This window comes from Pseudomonas sp. RHF3.3-3, assembly GCF_048069595.1.
GTDB classification, from domain to species: Bacteria; Pseudomonadota; Gammaproteobacteria; order Pseudomonadales; family Pseudomonadaceae; genus Aquipseudomonas; species Aquipseudomonas fuscovaginae_B.
Genome location: NZ_CP182250.1, coordinates 3,376,744 through 3,392,970, shown reverse-complemented (window position 1 = coordinate 3,392,970; position 16,227 = coordinate 3,376,744). Strand labels below are relative to the sequence as shown.

Below are 16,227 nucleotides of genomic sequence, written 5' to 3'. Positions count from 1 at the left end.
AGGTACACACCATGAATGCGTACTCGTCACCCCCAGGCCGCGAATCGGTCGATATCGCGATCATCGGCTCCGGCTTTGCCGGGCTGTGCATGGCCATCAAGCTGAAAGAGGCCGGGATGGCCGATTTCTTCATTGCCGAACGCGCCGACTCGCTCGGCGGTACCTGGCGGGACAACCACTATCCGGGCTGCGCCTGCGATGTGCAGTCCCATGTCTATTCCTTTTCCTTCGCACCCAACCCGCACTGGAGCCGGCAGTTCGCGCCCCAGGCGGAAATACGCGCCTACCTGGAGCGCTGCGCCCGGGACTTTGGCCTGACGCCGCACCTGCGCTACAACATGGAGCTGCAGCAGGCCGTGTACGACGAGACGCAGCAACGCTGGCACCTGAGCTTTTCCGATGGCCGCGAAGTCAGCGCCCGGGTGTTGATCAGCGGCATGGGCGGGCTGTCCCGCCCGGCATTGCCGGATATTCCGAGGCTGGAGAATTTCGCCGGCAAGAGCTTCCATTCCCAGCACTGGGATCACCAGTACCCACTGGAGGGCAAGCGTGTCGCAGTGATCGGTACCGGTGCCAGCGCCATCCAGTTCGTGCCGCAGATCGCCCCGCGGGTGGCGCACCTGAGCCTGTTCCAGCGCACCCCGCCGTGGATCCTGCCCAAGCCCGACCGCCCGTTGTCCGGCGCCGAGCGCTGGCTGTTCAAGCACCTGCCGTTCACCCAGCGCCTGGCCCGTTCGGCCATCTACTGGCTGCTCGAAAGCCGGGTGATCGCCTTCGCCCGCCAACCCAGGCTGATGAAACTGGTGCAGAAGGTCGCCCTGCGCCACCTGCACAAGCAGGTCGCGGCCCCGACCCTGCGCCAGGCCCTGACCCCCGACTACACCATCGGCTGCAAGCGCATCCTGATCTCCAACGACTATTACCCGGCGCTGACCCGCAGCCACGTCAGGGTGGTGACCCAGGACGTGCAGCGGATCGAGGCCGATGCCGTGGTCACCGCCGATGGCGTGCGCCACCCGGTCGACTGCCTGATCTACGGCACCGGTTTCCAGGCCACCGAACCGCTGCCCCGTGGCCTGCTGATCGGCCGCAACGGCGAGGACATCATGGACGCCTGGGCCGAGGGTGCCCACGCCTACCTGGGCACCTGCCTGCCCGGCTACCCCAACCTGTTCCTGATCATCGGCCCCAACACGGGCCTGGGGCACAACTCGATGATCCTGATGATCGAGGCCCAGGTCGACTACATCCTCCAGGCACTGAAACAGATGCGCGACCAGCGGATCCGCGCCCTGGAGGTCCGGTCCCAGGTCGAAAGCCGGTACAACAGCCGGCTGCAGCAGCAGCTCAAGCGGGCGATCTGGTCCACCGGCGGTTGCCGCAGCTGGTACCTGGACCCGCGCACCGGCAAGAACACCACGCTCTGGCCGGGCTCGACCTGGCGCTTCCGCCAGGCGACGCGGCACTTCGAGCTGCGCGACTACCTCACCTTCGGCGACAGCCATCAGCGCCCCGCCGCTGCCGCGCCCGCCGCCATCGAACCCGCACAAGGCAGCCACTCATGAAGACATTCGACGGCAAGGTCGCCGCCATCACCGGCGCCGCTTCCGGCATGGGCCGCGCACTGGCCATTGCCCTGGCCCGAGAGGGCTGTCACCTGGCGCTGGCCGACAAGAACGCCGCCGGCCTGGAACAGACGCTGCTCCTGGCCCGCGCCGCGGCGCTGCTGCCCCTGCGCATGAGCTCGCAGGTGCTCGACGTGGCCGACCGCCAGGCCATGTTCGACTGGGCCGCGGCCACCGCCGCCGAGCATGGCCAGGTCAACCTGATCTTCAACAACGCCGGCGTGGCGCTGTCGAGCACCATCGAGGGCATGAGCCTGGAAGACCTGGAGTGGATCGTCGGCATCAACTTCTGGGGCGTGGTGCATGGCACCCAGGCCTTCCTGCCCTATCTCAGGCAGTCCGGCGAGGGACATATCGTCAACACCTCCAGCGTGTTCGGGCTGTTCGCCCAGCCGGGCATGAGCGGCTACAACGCCAGCAAGTTCGCCGTGCGCGGTTTTACCGAAGCGCTGCGCCAGGAACTCGACCTGATGAACTACGGCGTCTCGGCCACCAGCGTGCACCCGGGCGGTATCCGTACCGATATCGCCCGCGCCAGCCGCATCAGCGACAACGTCAAGGGCCTGCTGATCGACAGCGAGCAACAGGCCCGGGCCGACTTCGAGAAGCTGTTCATCACCAGTGCCGAACAGGCCGCCAGGGTAATCCTGCAGGGCGTGCGCAAGAACCGCCGCCGCGTGCTGATCGGCCGTGACGCCCACGCCCTGGACCTGTTCGTCCGGCTGCTGCCCAGCGCCTACCAGGCCCTGGTGGTGTTCCTCACCCGGCGCCTGTCGCCCCTGGGCCGCCGCAAGAACAGGGCCGCAGGCTACGACGTCAAGGACTCGGGCGGAATCTGACCGCCCCCAACCGACATTTCAGGAGGGCCAGCCATGCTGCCAATCCGTCGCGACATCCACCCCGAACTGCCAGCCGAACGCATCAAGGACTGGCATGCCGAAGGCCCCTGGGTCACGCATTTCTTCAACGCCCTGTCCCTGCTGTTCCCCTCCGGCGAGCTGTTCTTCATGGACAGTGTGCGCCACTACCGCGACCGCATAGAGGACCCGCAACTGCGCAAGGCGATCCAGGGCTTCATCGGCCAGGAGGCCATGCACAGCCGTGAACACCTGCTCTACAACGACCTGCTGCAGCATGCCGGCCTGCCGGCGCACCTGCTCGACCGGCGCCTGCGGGCCATCCTCGACTTCCAGAAGAAACACTTCGCGCCGTCGTTCAACCTGGCGATCACCATCGCCCTGGAACACTACACGGCGATGCTCGCCGACCTGCTGCTACGCGACCCGAGCCGCTTCGGCGATTCGGTCGAGGGCTACCGGCAGATGTGGACCTGGCACGCCCTGGAGGAAACCGAACACAAGTCGGTGGCCTTCGATGTCTGGAACACGGTGATCAAGCCGGGGCCCAAGCGCTACCTACTGCGGACCGGCGCGATGCTGTCGACCACGTTCTTTTTCTGGCTGGTGGTGTTCGACTTCCATGTCCGCCTGCTGATCGCCGACCGCAAGGCCGGCCATCACCTGCGGGGCGGGTGGCGGATGATCAAGTATCTGTTCGGCTGGCGCGGGGTGTTTCCGCGCATTGCGCTGCCGTGGCTGGACTACTTCAAGCCGGGGTTCCATCCCTGGGACCATGACAACCGCGAGCAACTGGAGCGCATCGAGGGGTTGATGGAGGCCATCAAGGGTGGCAAGCCTGCCCAATAGTTGAGTGGGCGCCGGAATCAGCTGTCACCTTTAGAGCCCTGTTCGCGGATAAATCCTGCTCCCGCAAACGCTTCGCGCTGAGCACAGGCCCTATGAGCCCGGTCAATCGGTGGGAGCCGGCGGTCCGCTTCATCCGCGAACAGGCGCAACCCATCTCAGAAGGCCTCCTCCACCGCCTTCACCTCACTGGCGGTGTCGATACTCACCACCACCGACATCCCCGGCCGCAGCCGCTCGGCCTCGGCCTGGCCCGGATCGACAGTGATCCGCACCGGCACCCGCTGGGCGATCTTGACGAAGTTGCCGGTGGCGTTATCGGCCTGCAACAGGCTGAACTCCGAGCCCGTGGCCGGCGCGATGCGCTGGACCCGCCCGGTAAAGCGGCGATGGTCGAGGGCATCCACGGTGAACGAAGCCGCCTGCCCTTCGCGCACCCCGGCCATCTGCGTTTCCTTCAGGTTGGCGATGACCCAGCGCCGCTCCGGCACCAGCGCCATCAGTTGCGCACCGGAGTTCACATAGGCGCCCAGGCGCACGCCGATCTGCCCCAACTGCCCGTCCCGGGGCGCCACCACCCGGGTATTGGACAGGTCGATGCGCGCCAGCTCGACCGCCGCCTCGGCACTGGCCACCGCCGCTTCCAGCGACCCGCGGTTGACCACCACCGTCTGCAGGTCCTGCCGGGAAATCTCCAGCGCGGCCTCGGCCTGGGCGATGGCCGCCAGGGTCTGGGCCCGGTCGGCACGGGTCACGTCCAGCTCACGGCGTGATACCGAGCCATCGGCGATCAACGCCTGGTTACGGGCCAGGTCGGCTTCGCTCTTGCGCGATTGCGCCTTGCTGTTCTCCAGGGCGGCGCGCCGCTGGGCAATGGTTGCCTCGGCACTGCGCCGTTGCTGCAGATTGTTGGCCAGGGCAGCCTTCTGCACCGCCAGTTGGGCCAGTGCCTGGTCCAGGCGTTGCTGGTAGATGCGGTCGTCGAGGCGCACCAGCAGGTCACCGGCCTTGACGTGCTGGAAGTCCTGCACCGGCACCTCGAACACATAGCCGCTCAACTGCGGGCCAATCAGCGTCACCTGGCCGCGAACCAGCGCGTTCTCGGTGCTCTCGATGGCACTGCTGAACGGCGGCAGTTGCCAGGCGTACAGCACGATCAGCACGCCGACCAGGGCGATCGCGGCAAAGCCCAGTGACGAGATGATCCGCACCCGCAACGAGCGCGGTTCGGTCGACGATGCCCCGGGAGGCGTCTGGCCCTCGGCGGTGGCGGCAATGGCATTGGTGGTGGTGACGGATTCGCTCATCGTGGGGTGGCACCGCTGCTGGAGGTGAAAGGTGGAGGATTGCCGGCGACCCGCCGCGTGGTGCTCATCAGCCACAGGCTGCGGATGAAGATCCAGATCATGGTCAGCACCGCGATCAGCGCGATCAGCATGAACACATCGTTATAGGCCAGCACGTTGGCCTCGCGGGTCGCCGCCGTGGCCAGCGCGCGCATGCCCTGGGTGGTACGCAGCGCCGGATCGAAAATGGTCGAGGCATAACCGGCGGCGGAACCCTGTATCCGCGCGGCCACCAGCGGGTCGCTCAGCACCAGGTGCTCGACGATGCTGCTGGAGTGGAGTTTCTCGCGCACCACCTGGAAGGTTCCCAGCAGCGCCGAACCGATCAGCCCGCCGAGGTTGTTGCAGATCCCGAACAACACGGAAAAACTCACCAGGTTGCGCGGGTTGGTGATCACGTTGCGGGTGCCCAGGGCCATGGTCGGACCGACGAAGAAGGTACCGCCGAACGCCAGCAGGAACTGGCTGAGGTACATGTTGGCCGGACGGGTCAGGTTGTTCGAGAAGCTGTCGAGGGAGGAACCCAGCGCCATCAGCGCCAGGGAAATGATCAGCGGCATGAACAGGTGGTCGGGATGAATGGTCAGGGCACTGACCGCCAATCCGGCGATGCTGCCCACCAGCATCACCAGATAAAGGCTGCGCATCTGCTCGCTCCCCATGTTCAGGGCCTGCAGGAAGCCCACCGCCCCCGTGGACTGCTCGGAGAACACCAGGCGGATGAGGATCACCGCCAGCGCCAGGCGGATCATCGCCCCGCTGCCCAGCCAGCGGGTCATCAGCATCGGGTTGCTGCGGTTGTGCTCGATCGCCAGCCCGGCCAGGATCAGCACGATCGACGCGGCGCTGGCGATGCCGATCCACGGCGCCTCCAGCCACCAGTCGATGCGGCCCAGGGACAGCACCGCACACAGCAGCGCGACACCGGTGGCGAGGATCGCGAAGGTGAGAAAGTCGAGCTTTTCGAAGGTCCTGAAACGGTCGCCCGGTGGCAGCTTGAGCAGGAACACGCAGCCCAGCGCCGCCAGCGCCAGGCCCAGTTCGAACAGGTACAGGCCACGCCATTCGGCGATCTGCAAAAGGTCCTCGGAAAACAGCCGGGCCAGCGGCAATGCCAACTGCGAGGTGCCCAACCCCAGCACCAGGGCCTTGAGCCGCCATTTCGCCGGGAACGCCTGGATCATGTAGTAAAGGCCGAGGGAGCTCAGGGCCGCGCCGACCATGCCGTGGGCCGCGCGCACGGCAATGGCCGAACTGAGGTCGTTGACGAACAGGTGGCCGAAGGTCACCAGGGCGTAGAGCACCAGGAACACCTCGGTGAACGCCCGCAGACCGAACTGCTGGCGAAATTTCACCAGCAGCAGGTTCATCGAGACATTGGTCATCACATAGGCCGCCGGCAGCCAGGCCATTTCCGCGGTGGTGGCGCCGAGTGCGCCCTGCAGGTAAGGCAGGTTGGCCACCACCAGCGCATTGCCCAGGCCACCGGTCAGGGCTACCAGCAGCCCGACCATGGCATAGGCCAGGCGCCGGGGCGTCGAATGCAGTGGAGTCGAGGGTGAGCCGGGCAGACTGGGGCGTTCGTGGGGCTGCCAGTTGCGCGGCGTGTACTGATTCATCCCGGATTCCCGAATACAAGAGCGACTTGGAGATTACTTATTTTCGTACAGCGCCGGGAGCCTGTCAGAAAAATTCCCATGCTCGAAGCGGTTGCAGTGGGTTGAGCAAAAAATCACCGATTGCAAGCCGCAGAACGTTACAAGTTTTCACATCCCCCCGGATTCCTGAATAGAGCCTGTCTGTATGTCAAAAAGGACACGATGTTGAGCTATCTTTCATAGGCTTTTCACATCTCTACGTTTACCGTAGCCCCTGTCCAGGACTCAAGTCAGGGAATTGATGGAAATCATGAAGATAACGCGACATCACTCCTTTACCTTTCACGGTTTTAGGCTTTAATCGCCGGATGTCCGTCGTGTGTGTTTAGCATCTTCCTACAAGCAGTTCTGGTTTTGCCCGACACACTGGTACAAGTCGTCTTTCCCATGGTGAAATCCGACCTGTCACACGATGACACAGATCATCGCTTGCATTACTGAAACCTTTCTGGAAAGAAGCCTTTGAAACCTTACCCGATTCAGCGCGTGTCGATCGTCATACCGGTCTACAACGAAGAACAGAGCTTGCCCGAGCTGTTGCGCCGTACCGAAGCCGCCTGCGCGCAGTTGAGCCAGGACGTGGAAATCATCCTGGTTGACGACGGCAGCCGTGATCGCTCCGCCGATCTCCTTCAGGAAGCCGCCGAGCGCGAAGGCAGCCCGGTGGTTGCCGTGATCCTCAACCGCAACTATGGCCAGCACGCAGCGATCATGGCCGGTTTCGAGCAGTCCACCGGTGACGTGGTGATCACCCTGGACGCCGACCTGCAGAACCCGCCGGAAGAGATCCCGCGCCTGGTGGCCCAGGCCGCGCTGGGCTACGACGTGGTCGGTACCGTGCGCAACAACCGCCAGGACTCGGCCTTCCGCCGCTGGCCGTCGCGCCTGATCAACCTGGCCGTGCAGCGCTCCACCGGCGTTGCCATGAGCGACTACGGCTGCATGCTGCGCGCCTATCGCCGCAGCATCGTCGACGCCATGCTCGCCTGCCGCGAACGCAGCACCTTCATCCCGATCCTGGCCAACAGCTTCGCCCGCCACACCACCGAGGTGCTGGTGCAGCACGCCGAGCGCGAGCACGGCGACTCCAAGTACAGCCCGATGCGCCTGATCAACCTGATGTTCGACCTGGTCACCTGCATGACCACCACGCCCCTGCGGCTGCTGAGCATCATCGGTTTCGCCATGGCCGGCCTCGGCGCGCTGTTCGCCTTGCTGCTGATCTTCCTGCGCCTGATTTTCGGCGCCGAATGGGCCGGTGACGGTACCTTCGTGCTGTTCGCCGTGCTGTTCGTGTTCACCGGCGGCCAGTTCATCGGCATGGGCCTGCTGGGTGAGTACCTGGGTCGCATGTACAGCGATGTCCGCGCCCGTCCACGCTTCTTCATCGAGAAAGTGCTGCGCAGTCAGCCCTCTTCCAGCAGCACTGCCGCGCAAACCCCTTCTACAACTACTGTCAATCAGGTTGCCCCATGAATCCGAAAGCTGTTGTCTTTGCCTATCACGATATCGGTTGCGCAGGCATCGAAGCCCTGCTGAACGCAGGTTATGAAATCGCTGCCGTGTTCACCCATGCCGACGATCCCAAGGAAAACACCTTCTACGGTTCGGTAGCCCAGCTGTGCGCCCTCAAGGGCATCCCGGTGCATGCCCCGGAAGACGCCAACCACCCGCTGTGGATCGAGCGCATCGCCAAGCTGAACCCGGATTTCATCTTCTCCTTCTACTACCGCAACCTGCTGAGCGAAGCGCTGCTGGCCACCGCCAAAAATGGTGCGTTCAACCTGCACGGCTCGCTGCTGCCACGCTATCGCGGCCGCGCGCCCGCCAACTGGGTACTGGTCAACGGCGAGACCGAAACCGGCGTGACCCTGCACCGCATGGTCAAGCGTGCCGATGCCGGTGCGATCCTGGCGCAGAACCGCGTCGCCATCGAGCGCTCCGACACCGCCCTGAGCCTGCACGCCAAACTGCGTGACAGCGCCGCCAGCCTGCTGCGTGACGCCCTGCCACAACTGGCCCAGGGCAAGCTGAGCGAAACCGCCCAAGACGAGTCCAAGGCCACCTACTTCGGCCGCCGTACCGCCGCCGATGGCAAGCTGGTCTGGAGCAAGCCTGCCGAAGAACTGTTCAACCTGGTGCGCGCCGTGACCAAGCCTTATCCGGGTGCGTTCTGCGCCGTGGGTGAGCATAAGCTGATCGTCTGGGGCGCCGAAGTGGTCAAGGGCAACGAAGGCCAGGCGCCTGGCCGCGTGATCAGCGTCGACCCGCTGCGCATCGCCTGCGGCGAGGACTCGCTGGTGATCAACGCCGGCCAGCGCAATGAAAACGGCCTGTTCCTCAGCGGCCCGCAACTGGCCAACGAGCTGGGCCTGGTCGACGGTTCCCTGCTGCGTGGCGCTGAAGCGGCCCGCAAGAAACGTCGGACCCGCGTGCTGATCCTGGGCGTCAACGGTTTCATCGGCAACCACCTGTCCGAGCGCCTGCTGCGTGACGACAAGTACGAAGTCTATGGCCTGGACATCGGCTCCGACGCCATCGAGCGCCTGCGCAGCCACCCGAACTTCCACTTCGTCGAAGGCGACATCAGTATCCACTCCGAGTGGATCGAGTACCACATCAAGAAGTGCGACGTGGTCCTGCCGCTGGTGGCCATCGCCACCCCGATCGAATACACCCGCAACCCGCTGCGCGTGTTCGAACTGGACTTCGAGGAAAACCTGAAACTGGTTCGCTACTGCGTCAAGTACAACAAGCGCGTGATCTTCCCGTCGACCTCCGAAGTCTATGGCATGTGCCAGGACAAGAACTTCGACGAAGACACCTCGAACCTGATCGTCGGCCCGATCAGCAAGCAGCGCTGGATCTACTCCGTCTCCAAGCAGCTGCTGGACCGCGTGATCTGGGCCTACGGCGCCAAGGGCCTGAACTTCACCCTGTTCCGTCCGTTCAACTGGATGGGCCCGCGCCTGGACCGCCTGGACTCGGCCCGTATCGGCAGCTCCCGCGCCATCACCCAGCTGATCCTGAACCTGGTGGAAGGCACGCCGATCCGCCTGTTCGACGGCGGCGAGCAGAAGCGCTGCTTCACCGACATCGCCGACGGCATCGAGGCGCTGGCGCGTATCGTCGACAACGAGAACGACTGCTGCAACGGCCAGATCATCAACATCGGCAACCCGGACAACGAAGCCAGCATCCGCCAACTGGGCGAAGAGCTGCTGCGTCAGTTCGAAGCGCACCCGCTGCGCGGCAACTTCCCTCCGTTCGCCGGTTTCCGCGAGGTGGAGAGCAAGGCGTTCTACGGCGCCGGCTACCAGGACGTGGAACACCGCAAGCCGAGCATCGAAAACGCCAAGCGCCTGCTGAACTGGGAGCCGACCGTCGAGATGAGCGAAACCATCGGTAACACCCTGGACTTCTTCCTGAAGGAAGCCATGCTCGAAATCGCGGAAAAACGCTGATGCAAGCTGGACTTCGTATCGATGTGGACACCTATCGCGGCACCCGTGACGGTGTGCCGCGACTGCTGGAACTGCTCGACGAGGCCCAGGTCAAGGCGACGTTCTTCTTCAGTGTCGGGCCGGACAACATGGGGCGCCACCTGTGGCGCCTCATCAAGCCGCAGTTCCTGCTGAAGATGCTGCGCTCCAAGGCAGCCAGCCTGTACGGCTGGGACATTCTCCTGGCCGGCACCGCCTGGCCAGGCAAGCCGATCGGTCGGGACCTGGGGCATCTGATGCGCCAGACCCTGGCCGCCGGTCATGAAGTCGGCCTGCACGCCTGGGATCACCACGGCTGGCAGGCCAATGCCGGACGCTGGAGCGAAGTCGAGCTGATCGAACAGATCCGCCGTGGCGTCGACTGCCTGAGCGACATCACCGGGCAAGCCGTCGAATGCTCTGCCACCGCCGGCTGGCGGGCGGACGAGCGCGTCGTGCAAGCCAAAGAACATTTCGGCTTTCGCTACAACAGCGATTGCCGGGGACACGGCCTATTCCTGCCACGGCTGGCAGACGGTAGCCCGGGCACCCCGCAAATCCCCGTGGACCTGCCGACCTTCGACGAAGTCGTCGGTGCGGACCTGGCCGCGAAAGACTTCAACGCATTCATACTCGACCGGTTCAGCCCGGCGAAACTGAATGTCTACACCATCCATGCAGAAGTAGAAGGGATTCTGATGGCAAACGAGTTTCGTCAGCTGCTGGCGCAAGCCAAGGCACGCAGTATCGAGTTTCAACCCCTGGTCAATCTGCTGCCAGCCCAGCTGGACAGACTGCCCGAAGGTCGACTGGTGCGTGGCACCCTCAGTGGCCGTGAAGGCTGGCTGGGGGTACAGCAGGGATGACCAGACGCTGGGCTTTGCCACTCCTGTTCCTCGCTTTCCTGCTGTTCTATCTGGCTCCGCTGATGAGCCACGGCATGTGGATTCCGGATGAAACCCGCTACGCGCAGATCGGCCAGGAAATGCTCCTGCGCGGCCACTGGGCGGCACCGCACTTCATGGAGCTGCGCTACTTCGAGAAGCCGATTGCCGGCTACTGGATGATTGCCATCGGCCAGGCGATCTTCGGCCAGAACTTCTTCGGCGTGCGCTTCGCCTCGGCCCTGAGTACGGGCCTGAGCGTGTTGCTGGTGTATCTGCTGGCCGGGCGCCTGTGGAACGACCCGCGCAAGAGCTTCGCCAGCGCCGCGCTGTTCATGAGCTTCGGGTTGATCGCCGGCCAGGCCGGCTATGCCAACCTCGATCCGCAATTCACCTTCTGGGTCAACCTGAGCTTCGTCGCCCTGTGGCTGGCGATCGACAGCCAGACCCGCAAGGCCCGCCTGCTGTCCTGGGCGGCCCTGGGCTTCGCCTGTGGCTGGGGCTTCATGACCAAGGGGTTCCTGGCCCTGCTGCTGCCGGTACTGATCGCCCTGCCCTACATGATCTGGCAGAAGCGTTTTCGCGAACTGGTGGGTTATGGCCTGGTGGCGGTGCTGGTCGCCGCGCTGGTCAGCCTGCCCTGGGTCATCGCCGTGCACCTGCAGGAACCGGACTACTGGCGTTTCTTCTTCTGGCACGAGCATATCCGCCGCTTCGCCGCCGAAGACGCCCAGCACACCCGGCCGTGGTGGTTCTACCTGCCGCTGATCGTGGTTTCCAGCCTGCCCTGGGCCCTGCTGTTCCCGATCACCCTCAAGGATGCCTGGAAAGGCAAGGGCCAGCGGATTACCGCGTTCCTGCTGCTGTGGCTGTTCCTGCCGCTGGCGTTCTTCAGCCTCAGCCGCGGCAAGCTGCCGACCTACATCATGCCGTGCCTGATGCCATTGGCGCTGCTGATGGGCCATTCGCTGATGGAGCGGCTCAACCAGGGCCTGCCCAGGGTGTCGCGCCTCAATGGCCTGCTCAACCTGCTGCTGGGCCTGCTCGCGCTGGCTGCCGTGGTGTTCTTCCAACTGAAGAAACCGTTCTACGACAACGAGCCGCAGCACCTGGCCCTGCTGTGCGTGGTGATCGTCGGCTGGATCCTGTTCAACGCCCTGACCGTGTTCAAGCCGCTGCAATTGTGGGCGCTGCCGGCACTGGGCATGGGCCTGCTGATCGCCCTGCTGCCGGCGGCGATGCCGAGCGTGATCGTGCACAACAAGATGCCCGACCAGTTCATCGCCGACCACGAGCAGGAACTGGCCAGGAGCCGTCATCTGCTGAGCAACGACCTGGGCGCCGCCTCGGCCCTGGCCTGGCGGGTGAAACGTACCGACATCACCCTCTACAACACCCAGGGCGAGGTGAAATACGGCCTCTCCTACCCGGAGGCCGAGCACCGTACCCAGGACATGGACCAGATCCAGGGCTGGATGGAGCAGGCCCGGCGTGAAGGCCAGGTGGGTGTGGTGATGCGCGTCAAGGACGAGGAAGAGTTGCGCGAAATCGACCGGTTGCCCAAGGACTTCAAGCGTTACGACGAAGGCAATATCGTGATCCTGATCTTCCCGCAGAGCGCTCCATGACCCTGGTTCTCCTCCTCGGCGCCTGCCTGCTGACGTGCCTGGGCCAGGTGGCCCAGAAGTTCGCCGTCGAAGGCTGGCGTGAAACCTCCCCGGGCGCACTCGACAAGCTGCGTTCGCCCTGGTTGTGGCTGGCCCTGGCCAGCCTCGGCCTCGGCCTGCTGGTGTGGTTGCTGGTACTGCAGCGGCTGGAGGTCGGGATCGCCTATCCGATGCTCAGCCTCAACTTCGTGCTGATCACCCTGGTGGCGCACTACCTGTTCAAGGAATCGATCGACCGCCGCCACTGGCTGGGCGTCGCCCTGATCATGGCCGGCGTGGTGCTGCTGGGGTTGCATCTATGAGCCTGGCACGCGGTTTCACCTTCGCCAGCGCTAGCGTGGTGCTGGTCAGCAGCGCCCAACTGGGCATGCGCTGGAGCATGACGCGCCTGCCCGAGCCAAGCCAGTGGCTGGACGCGCTGATGACCGGCAACGTCTCGCTGGTCGCCCTGGCCGTCGTAGCGGCTTCGATCCTCGCCTATGCACTGTCGATGCTCTGCTGGCTGATGGCCCTGCGTGACGTGCCGCTGGGCCGCGCCTACTCGCTGCTCAGTGTCAGCTATGCACTGGTCTACCTGCTGGCCGCCAGCCTGCCGTTCTTCAACGAAAGCTTCAGCCTATCCAAGACCCTGGGGGTGGCGTTGGTCATCCTCGGTGTCCTTACGATCAATTCTCCACGTATACCCCGTCCTAGAGACTCCGTATGAAAATCAGCGTAATTGGTAGCGGTTATGTAGGCCTGGTACAGGCGACTGTTCTGGCCGAAGTCGGTCATGACGTCGTGTGCATGGACGTTGACCAGAACAAGATCGACTTGCTGCGCAAGGGTCATATCCCGATCTTCGAACCAGGGCTGGAGACCATGGTCAAGAGCAATCTGGAAAGTGGCCGCCTGCACTTCACCAGCGATGAAAAGCTGGCCATCGAGCACGGCCAGGTGCTGTTCATCGCCGTCGGCACGCCATCGGACGAGGATGGTTCGGCCGACCTCAAGTACGTGCTGTCGGTGGGTGACGCCGTGATCCGCCATCGCTTCGAACCGCTGATCCTGGTGGAAAAGTCCACCGTGCCGGTCGGCACCGGCGACACCCTGCGCGCCCACATCGAGGCCGGTCTGAGCAAAGCCGGCCGCAGCCTGCAGTTCGATATCGTCTCGAACCCGGAATTCCTCAAGGAAGGCTCGGCGGTCGAAGACTGCCGCCGGCCGGACCGCATCATCATCGGCTGCGAACGCGAGGAAGTGCGCGAGGTGATGCGCGACCTGTACGCACCGTTCAACCGCAACCATGACCGCATCATGTTCATGGACCTGCGCAGCGCCGAACTGACCAAGTACGCCGCCAACTGCATGCTGGCGACCAAGATCAGCTTCATCAACCAGATCGCCGAACTGGCCGAACACCTGGGCGCCGACATCGAGGCCGTGCGCATGGGCATCGGCGCCGACCAGCGCATCGGCTACCACTTCATCTACCCGGGCTGTGGCTACGGCGGCTCGTGCTTCCCCAAGGACATGCGCGCCCTGATCCACAGCGCCCAGGAAGCCAACTGCTCCAGCGACCTGCTGCAGGCGGTGGAGGCGATCAACGAACGGCAGAAACACAAGCTGTTCGACCGCATCAATGCGTTCTACAAGGGCGACCTCAAGGGCAAGACCTTCGCCCTCTGGGGCCTGGCGTTCAAGCCCAACACCGACGACATGCGCGATGCGCCAAGCCGGGTGCTGATGGAAGCGCTATGGGCCGCCGGTGCCCAGGTCCGCGCCTTCGACCCGGAAGCCATGCAGGAAACCCAGCGCCTGTATCCCGATGAACCGGGCCTGTCGCTGATGGGTACCCCGGAAGCGACCCTGGTCGGTGCCGATGCCCTGATCATCTGCACCGAGTGGCAGCAGTTCAAGGCGCCGGACTTCGAGCGGATCAAGCAGCGCCTCAAGGCACCGGTGATCTTCGACGGCCGTAACCTGTATGACGCCAACCGCATGCAGCGCAAGGGTTTCACCTACTTCGCGATCGGCCGCGGCGCGTCCCTGGAACTGCCGGTGACCCGCCATGGCCAGGTAGAAGCCTGATCCCCGGCGTGCCTCTGTAGGAGCCGGCTTGCTGGCGATAGCGGTCTGACAGCCCCGATGCGGTCGTTGAATGGCCGCCTGGCGGCGGTTCGCGGGCAAGCCACGCTCCTACAGACTTCCTTCGCGTCCTCAAAACGGTGTCATCCTCCTTTCACAAGGACTTCGTTGTGACATTGACCTCCCGCGCCACCCTCAATCGTCAGTCCCTGGGCCTGGGCCTGCTCGCCCTGCTGCTGTTCCTCGCCGGGGTTCACCAGCAGGCGGCCATCGGCTTCGATTCGCGCTTCGTCCTGTTCGCCCAGGAAATGCTGCGCCACGGCCCGGGCTTCTTCCCGACCACCTACGGCGAGCCCTACCCCGACTACTCGGCCTTCTCGACCGTGCTGGTCTGGCTGTTCGCCCTGCCCTTCGGCACCGTCAATGCCCTGGCGGCGTGGCTGCCCAGTGCCCTGGCAGCGGCCTGGATCGTGGTGCTGATGTACCGGCTGGTCGCCCCCCGCTCCCCGCGCTGGGCACTGCTGAGCATCGCCCTGCTGTTGTTGAGCAACACCTTCATCACCGAGACACGTGCCGTCTCGCTGGATCTGCTGCTGGCCGCCGTCGGCTTCTCGGTGTTCTACCTGGGCTATACCGCCGATCATTTCGCCGCACCGAAACGCCATGGCTGGATACTCGCCCTGCTGGTGCTGGGCTTCGCCATCCGCGGACCGATCGGCCTGGTGATCCCCACCGGCATGCTCTGCAGCTACTACCTGCTGGGCGGCCAGTGGCGGCGCCTGTTCGTCTTCGGCTTCCAGGCCCTGGGCCTGCTGGCGGTCTGTATCGCACTGCTGCTATGGCTGGCCTGGCTGGATGGCGGCAGCGTTTTCCTCCATGAAGTGATCCGCATGCAGTTCACCGGCCGCATGGATGGCAGCGAAGGCTCCAGTGGCCTGCTGTATTACTTCGGCAGTTCGTTCGGCAACTACGCCCTGGCCTATCCGCTGGCGGTCCTGGGGGTGGTGGCACTCTTCGCCGGTGGTCGCCAGCAACGTGGGCCGGCGCTGCAATTGATGCTCTACTGCCTGGCCGCCGGCCTGATCGTGATGCTCGGGCTGTCGGTACCGCAGGCGAAGAAGGCCCGCTACATCCTGCCGATGGCGCCAATGATCGCCATCGTCGCGGCCTTTGCGTTCCAGGCCGGCCAGGGGCGGCTGTTCGCCTGGCTGCGCGGGCTGATCCAGGGCCTCTGGCTGCTGCTGCCGGCGCTGCTGATCGGCGGGATGATCCTGCTGCATCGACGCTTTCCCGAGGAACTGCCGACACTGGGCATCGCCCCCTGGCTGGTGGGTGCCCTGCAGGTCATCGCCGTGATGATGCTGTTCAAGACCCGCTGGCGTGCCATCGGCCTGGCGGCCTGTGCGGTATTGGCGATGTGGGCGAGCTACATCCTGGTCGTCGAGCCGGTCGAGCGGACGGCCTATGACACCCGGACATTTACCCGGGCAGCCCAACAGTTGATCCATCAGGCGCCGGCGCCCGTGGTGCTGCACGCCATGGGCAAGGACGCGAAGGCAATCAAGTTCATGGTCAACCTGGACGAGGATCTGCAACCGCTGTTCACCGATACGCCGCAGCAGTTGCAGGCGGTGAGCGGGCCGGCGTGGCTGGTGATGGACAGGCAGGATTACCAGAAGCTGCAGGGTACGCCGGTCGGGGCGCTGGTGCCGGTGTTGAGTGGGCGGTTCGACAAGAATGATTTCGTGCTGCTCAAGCAGCCCTGATACGGAGTCGCCTGGCCGCTCCTGGCGGT

13 protein-coding genes are annotated in these 16,227 nt (G+C 64.5%); 11 read left to right on the top strand and 2 right to left on the bottom strand.

What is annotated here, in order from left to right; all coding sequences use genetic code 11:
• Nucleotides 1–11: 11 nt before the first annotated feature.
• The 3 genes from ACMGT0_RS15445 to ACMGT0_RS15435 are packed head-to-tail and all read left to right on the top strand — an operon-like array spanning nucleotide 12 to nucleotide 3,331.
• Nucleotides 12–1,565 (top strand): flavin-containing monooxygenase, encoded by a 1,554-nt coding sequence (locus ACMGT0_RS15445; protein ID WP_416773315.1) that lies wholly within the window; start codon nucleotides 12–14, stop codon nucleotides 1,563–1,565.
• Nucleotides 1,562–2,464, top strand: coding sequence for an SDR family NAD(P)-dependent oxidoreductase (locus ACMGT0_RS15440; protein WP_416773313.1), 903 nt, complete (start codon nucleotides 1,562–1,564; stop codon nucleotides 2,462–2,464). The genes ACMGT0_RS15445 and ACMGT0_RS15440 overlap by 4 nt, the downstream gene beginning before the upstream one ends.
• A 33-nt stretch (nucleotides 2,465–2,497) precedes the next feature.
• Nucleotides 2,498–3,331, top strand: a complete 834-nt coding sequence (locus tag ACMGT0_RS15435; RefSeq protein ID WP_054060829.1) for a metal-dependent hydrolase — start codon at nucleotides 2,498–2,500, stop codon at nucleotides 3,329–3,331.
• Between the two features lie 155 nt (nucleotides 3,332–3,486).
• On the opposite strand, the gene ACMGT0_RS15430 is transcribed toward ACMGT0_RS15435, so the two are convergent.
• Nucleotides 3,487–4,635: an HlyD family secretion protein gene (locus tag ACMGT0_RS15430; RefSeq protein WP_054060830.1), complete on the bottom strand. Its 1,149-nt coding sequence runs from the start codon at nucleotides 4,633–4,635 to the stop codon at nucleotides 3,487–3,489.
• A complete protein-coding gene (locus ACMGT0_RS15425) occupies nucleotides 4,632–6,293 on the bottom strand; it encodes an MFS transporter (RefSeq protein ID WP_416773310.1) in 1,662 nt (553 codons plus the stop codon). Before ACMGT0_RS15425 ends, ACMGT0_RS15430 begins: the two co-directional genes overlap by 4 nt.
• Nucleotides 6,294–6,794: 501 nt before the next feature.
• On the opposite strand from ACMGT0_RS15425, the gene arnC reads away from it, so the two are divergent.
• The 8 genes from arnC (at nucleotide 6,795) to ACMGT0_RS15385 (ending at nucleotide 16,198) form a co-directional block, all read left to right on the top strand.
• The gene (gene arnC, locus ACMGT0_RS15420; RefSeq protein WP_054060832.1) at nucleotides 6,795–7,808 is read left to right on the top strand and encodes an undecaprenyl-phosphate 4-deoxy-4-formamido-L-arabinose transferase; all 1,014 of its coding nucleotides are present in this window, start codon (nucleotides 6,795–6,797) and stop codon (nucleotides 7,806–7,808) included.
• Nucleotides 7,805–9,796, top strand: a complete 1,992-nt coding sequence (arnA, locus tag ACMGT0_RS15415) for a bifunctional UDP-4-amino-4-deoxy-L-arabinose formyltransferase/UDP-glucuronic acid oxidase ArnA (protein WP_054060833.1) — start codon at nucleotides 7,805–7,807, stop codon at nucleotides 9,794–9,796. The genes arnC and arnA overlap by 4 nt, the downstream gene beginning before the upstream one ends.
• Nucleotides 9,796–10,680, top strand: coding sequence for a 4-deoxy-4-formamido-L-arabinose-phosphoundecaprenol deformylase (arnD, locus tag ACMGT0_RS15410; RefSeq protein ID WP_054062269.1), 885 nt, complete (start codon nucleotides 9,796–9,798; stop codon nucleotides 10,678–10,680). Before arnA ends, arnD begins: the two co-directional genes overlap by 1 nt.
• Complete coding sequence (arnT, locus tag ACMGT0_RS15405) at nucleotides 10,677–12,326, top strand: lipid IV(A) 4-amino-4-deoxy-L-arabinosyltransferase (protein ID WP_273820720.1); 1,650 nt, start codon at nucleotides 10,677–10,679, stop codon at nucleotides 12,324–12,326. Before arnD ends, arnT begins: the two co-directional genes overlap by 4 nt.
• A complete protein-coding gene (arnE, locus tag ACMGT0_RS15400; protein ID WP_054060836.1) occupies nucleotides 12,323–12,667 on the top strand; it encodes a 4-amino-4-deoxy-L-arabinose-phosphoundecaprenol flippase subunit ArnE in 345 nt (114 codons plus the stop codon). The genes arnT and arnE overlap by 4 nt, the downstream gene beginning before the upstream one ends.
• Nucleotides 12,664–13,071, top strand: coding sequence for a 4-amino-4-deoxy-L-arabinose-phosphoundecaprenol flippase subunit ArnF (gene arnF / locus ACMGT0_RS15395; protein WP_054060837.1), 408 nt, complete (start codon nucleotides 12,664–12,666; stop codon nucleotides 13,069–13,071). The genes arnE and arnF overlap by 4 nt, the downstream gene beginning before the upstream one ends.
• Nucleotides 13,068–14,435, top strand: a complete 1,368-nt coding sequence (locus ACMGT0_RS15390; RefSeq protein WP_273820718.1) for a UDP-glucose dehydrogenase family protein — start codon at nucleotides 13,068–13,070, stop codon at nucleotides 14,433–14,435. The genes arnF and ACMGT0_RS15390 overlap by 4 nt, the downstream gene beginning before the upstream one ends.
• A gap of 167 nt (nucleotides 14,436–14,602) precedes the next feature.
• A complete protein-coding gene (locus ACMGT0_RS15385; protein WP_416773305.1) occupies nucleotides 14,603–16,198 on the top strand; it encodes an ArnT family glycosyltransferase in 1,596 nt (531 codons plus the stop codon).
• The last annotated feature ends 29 nt before the right edge of the window (nucleotides 16,199–16,227 follow it).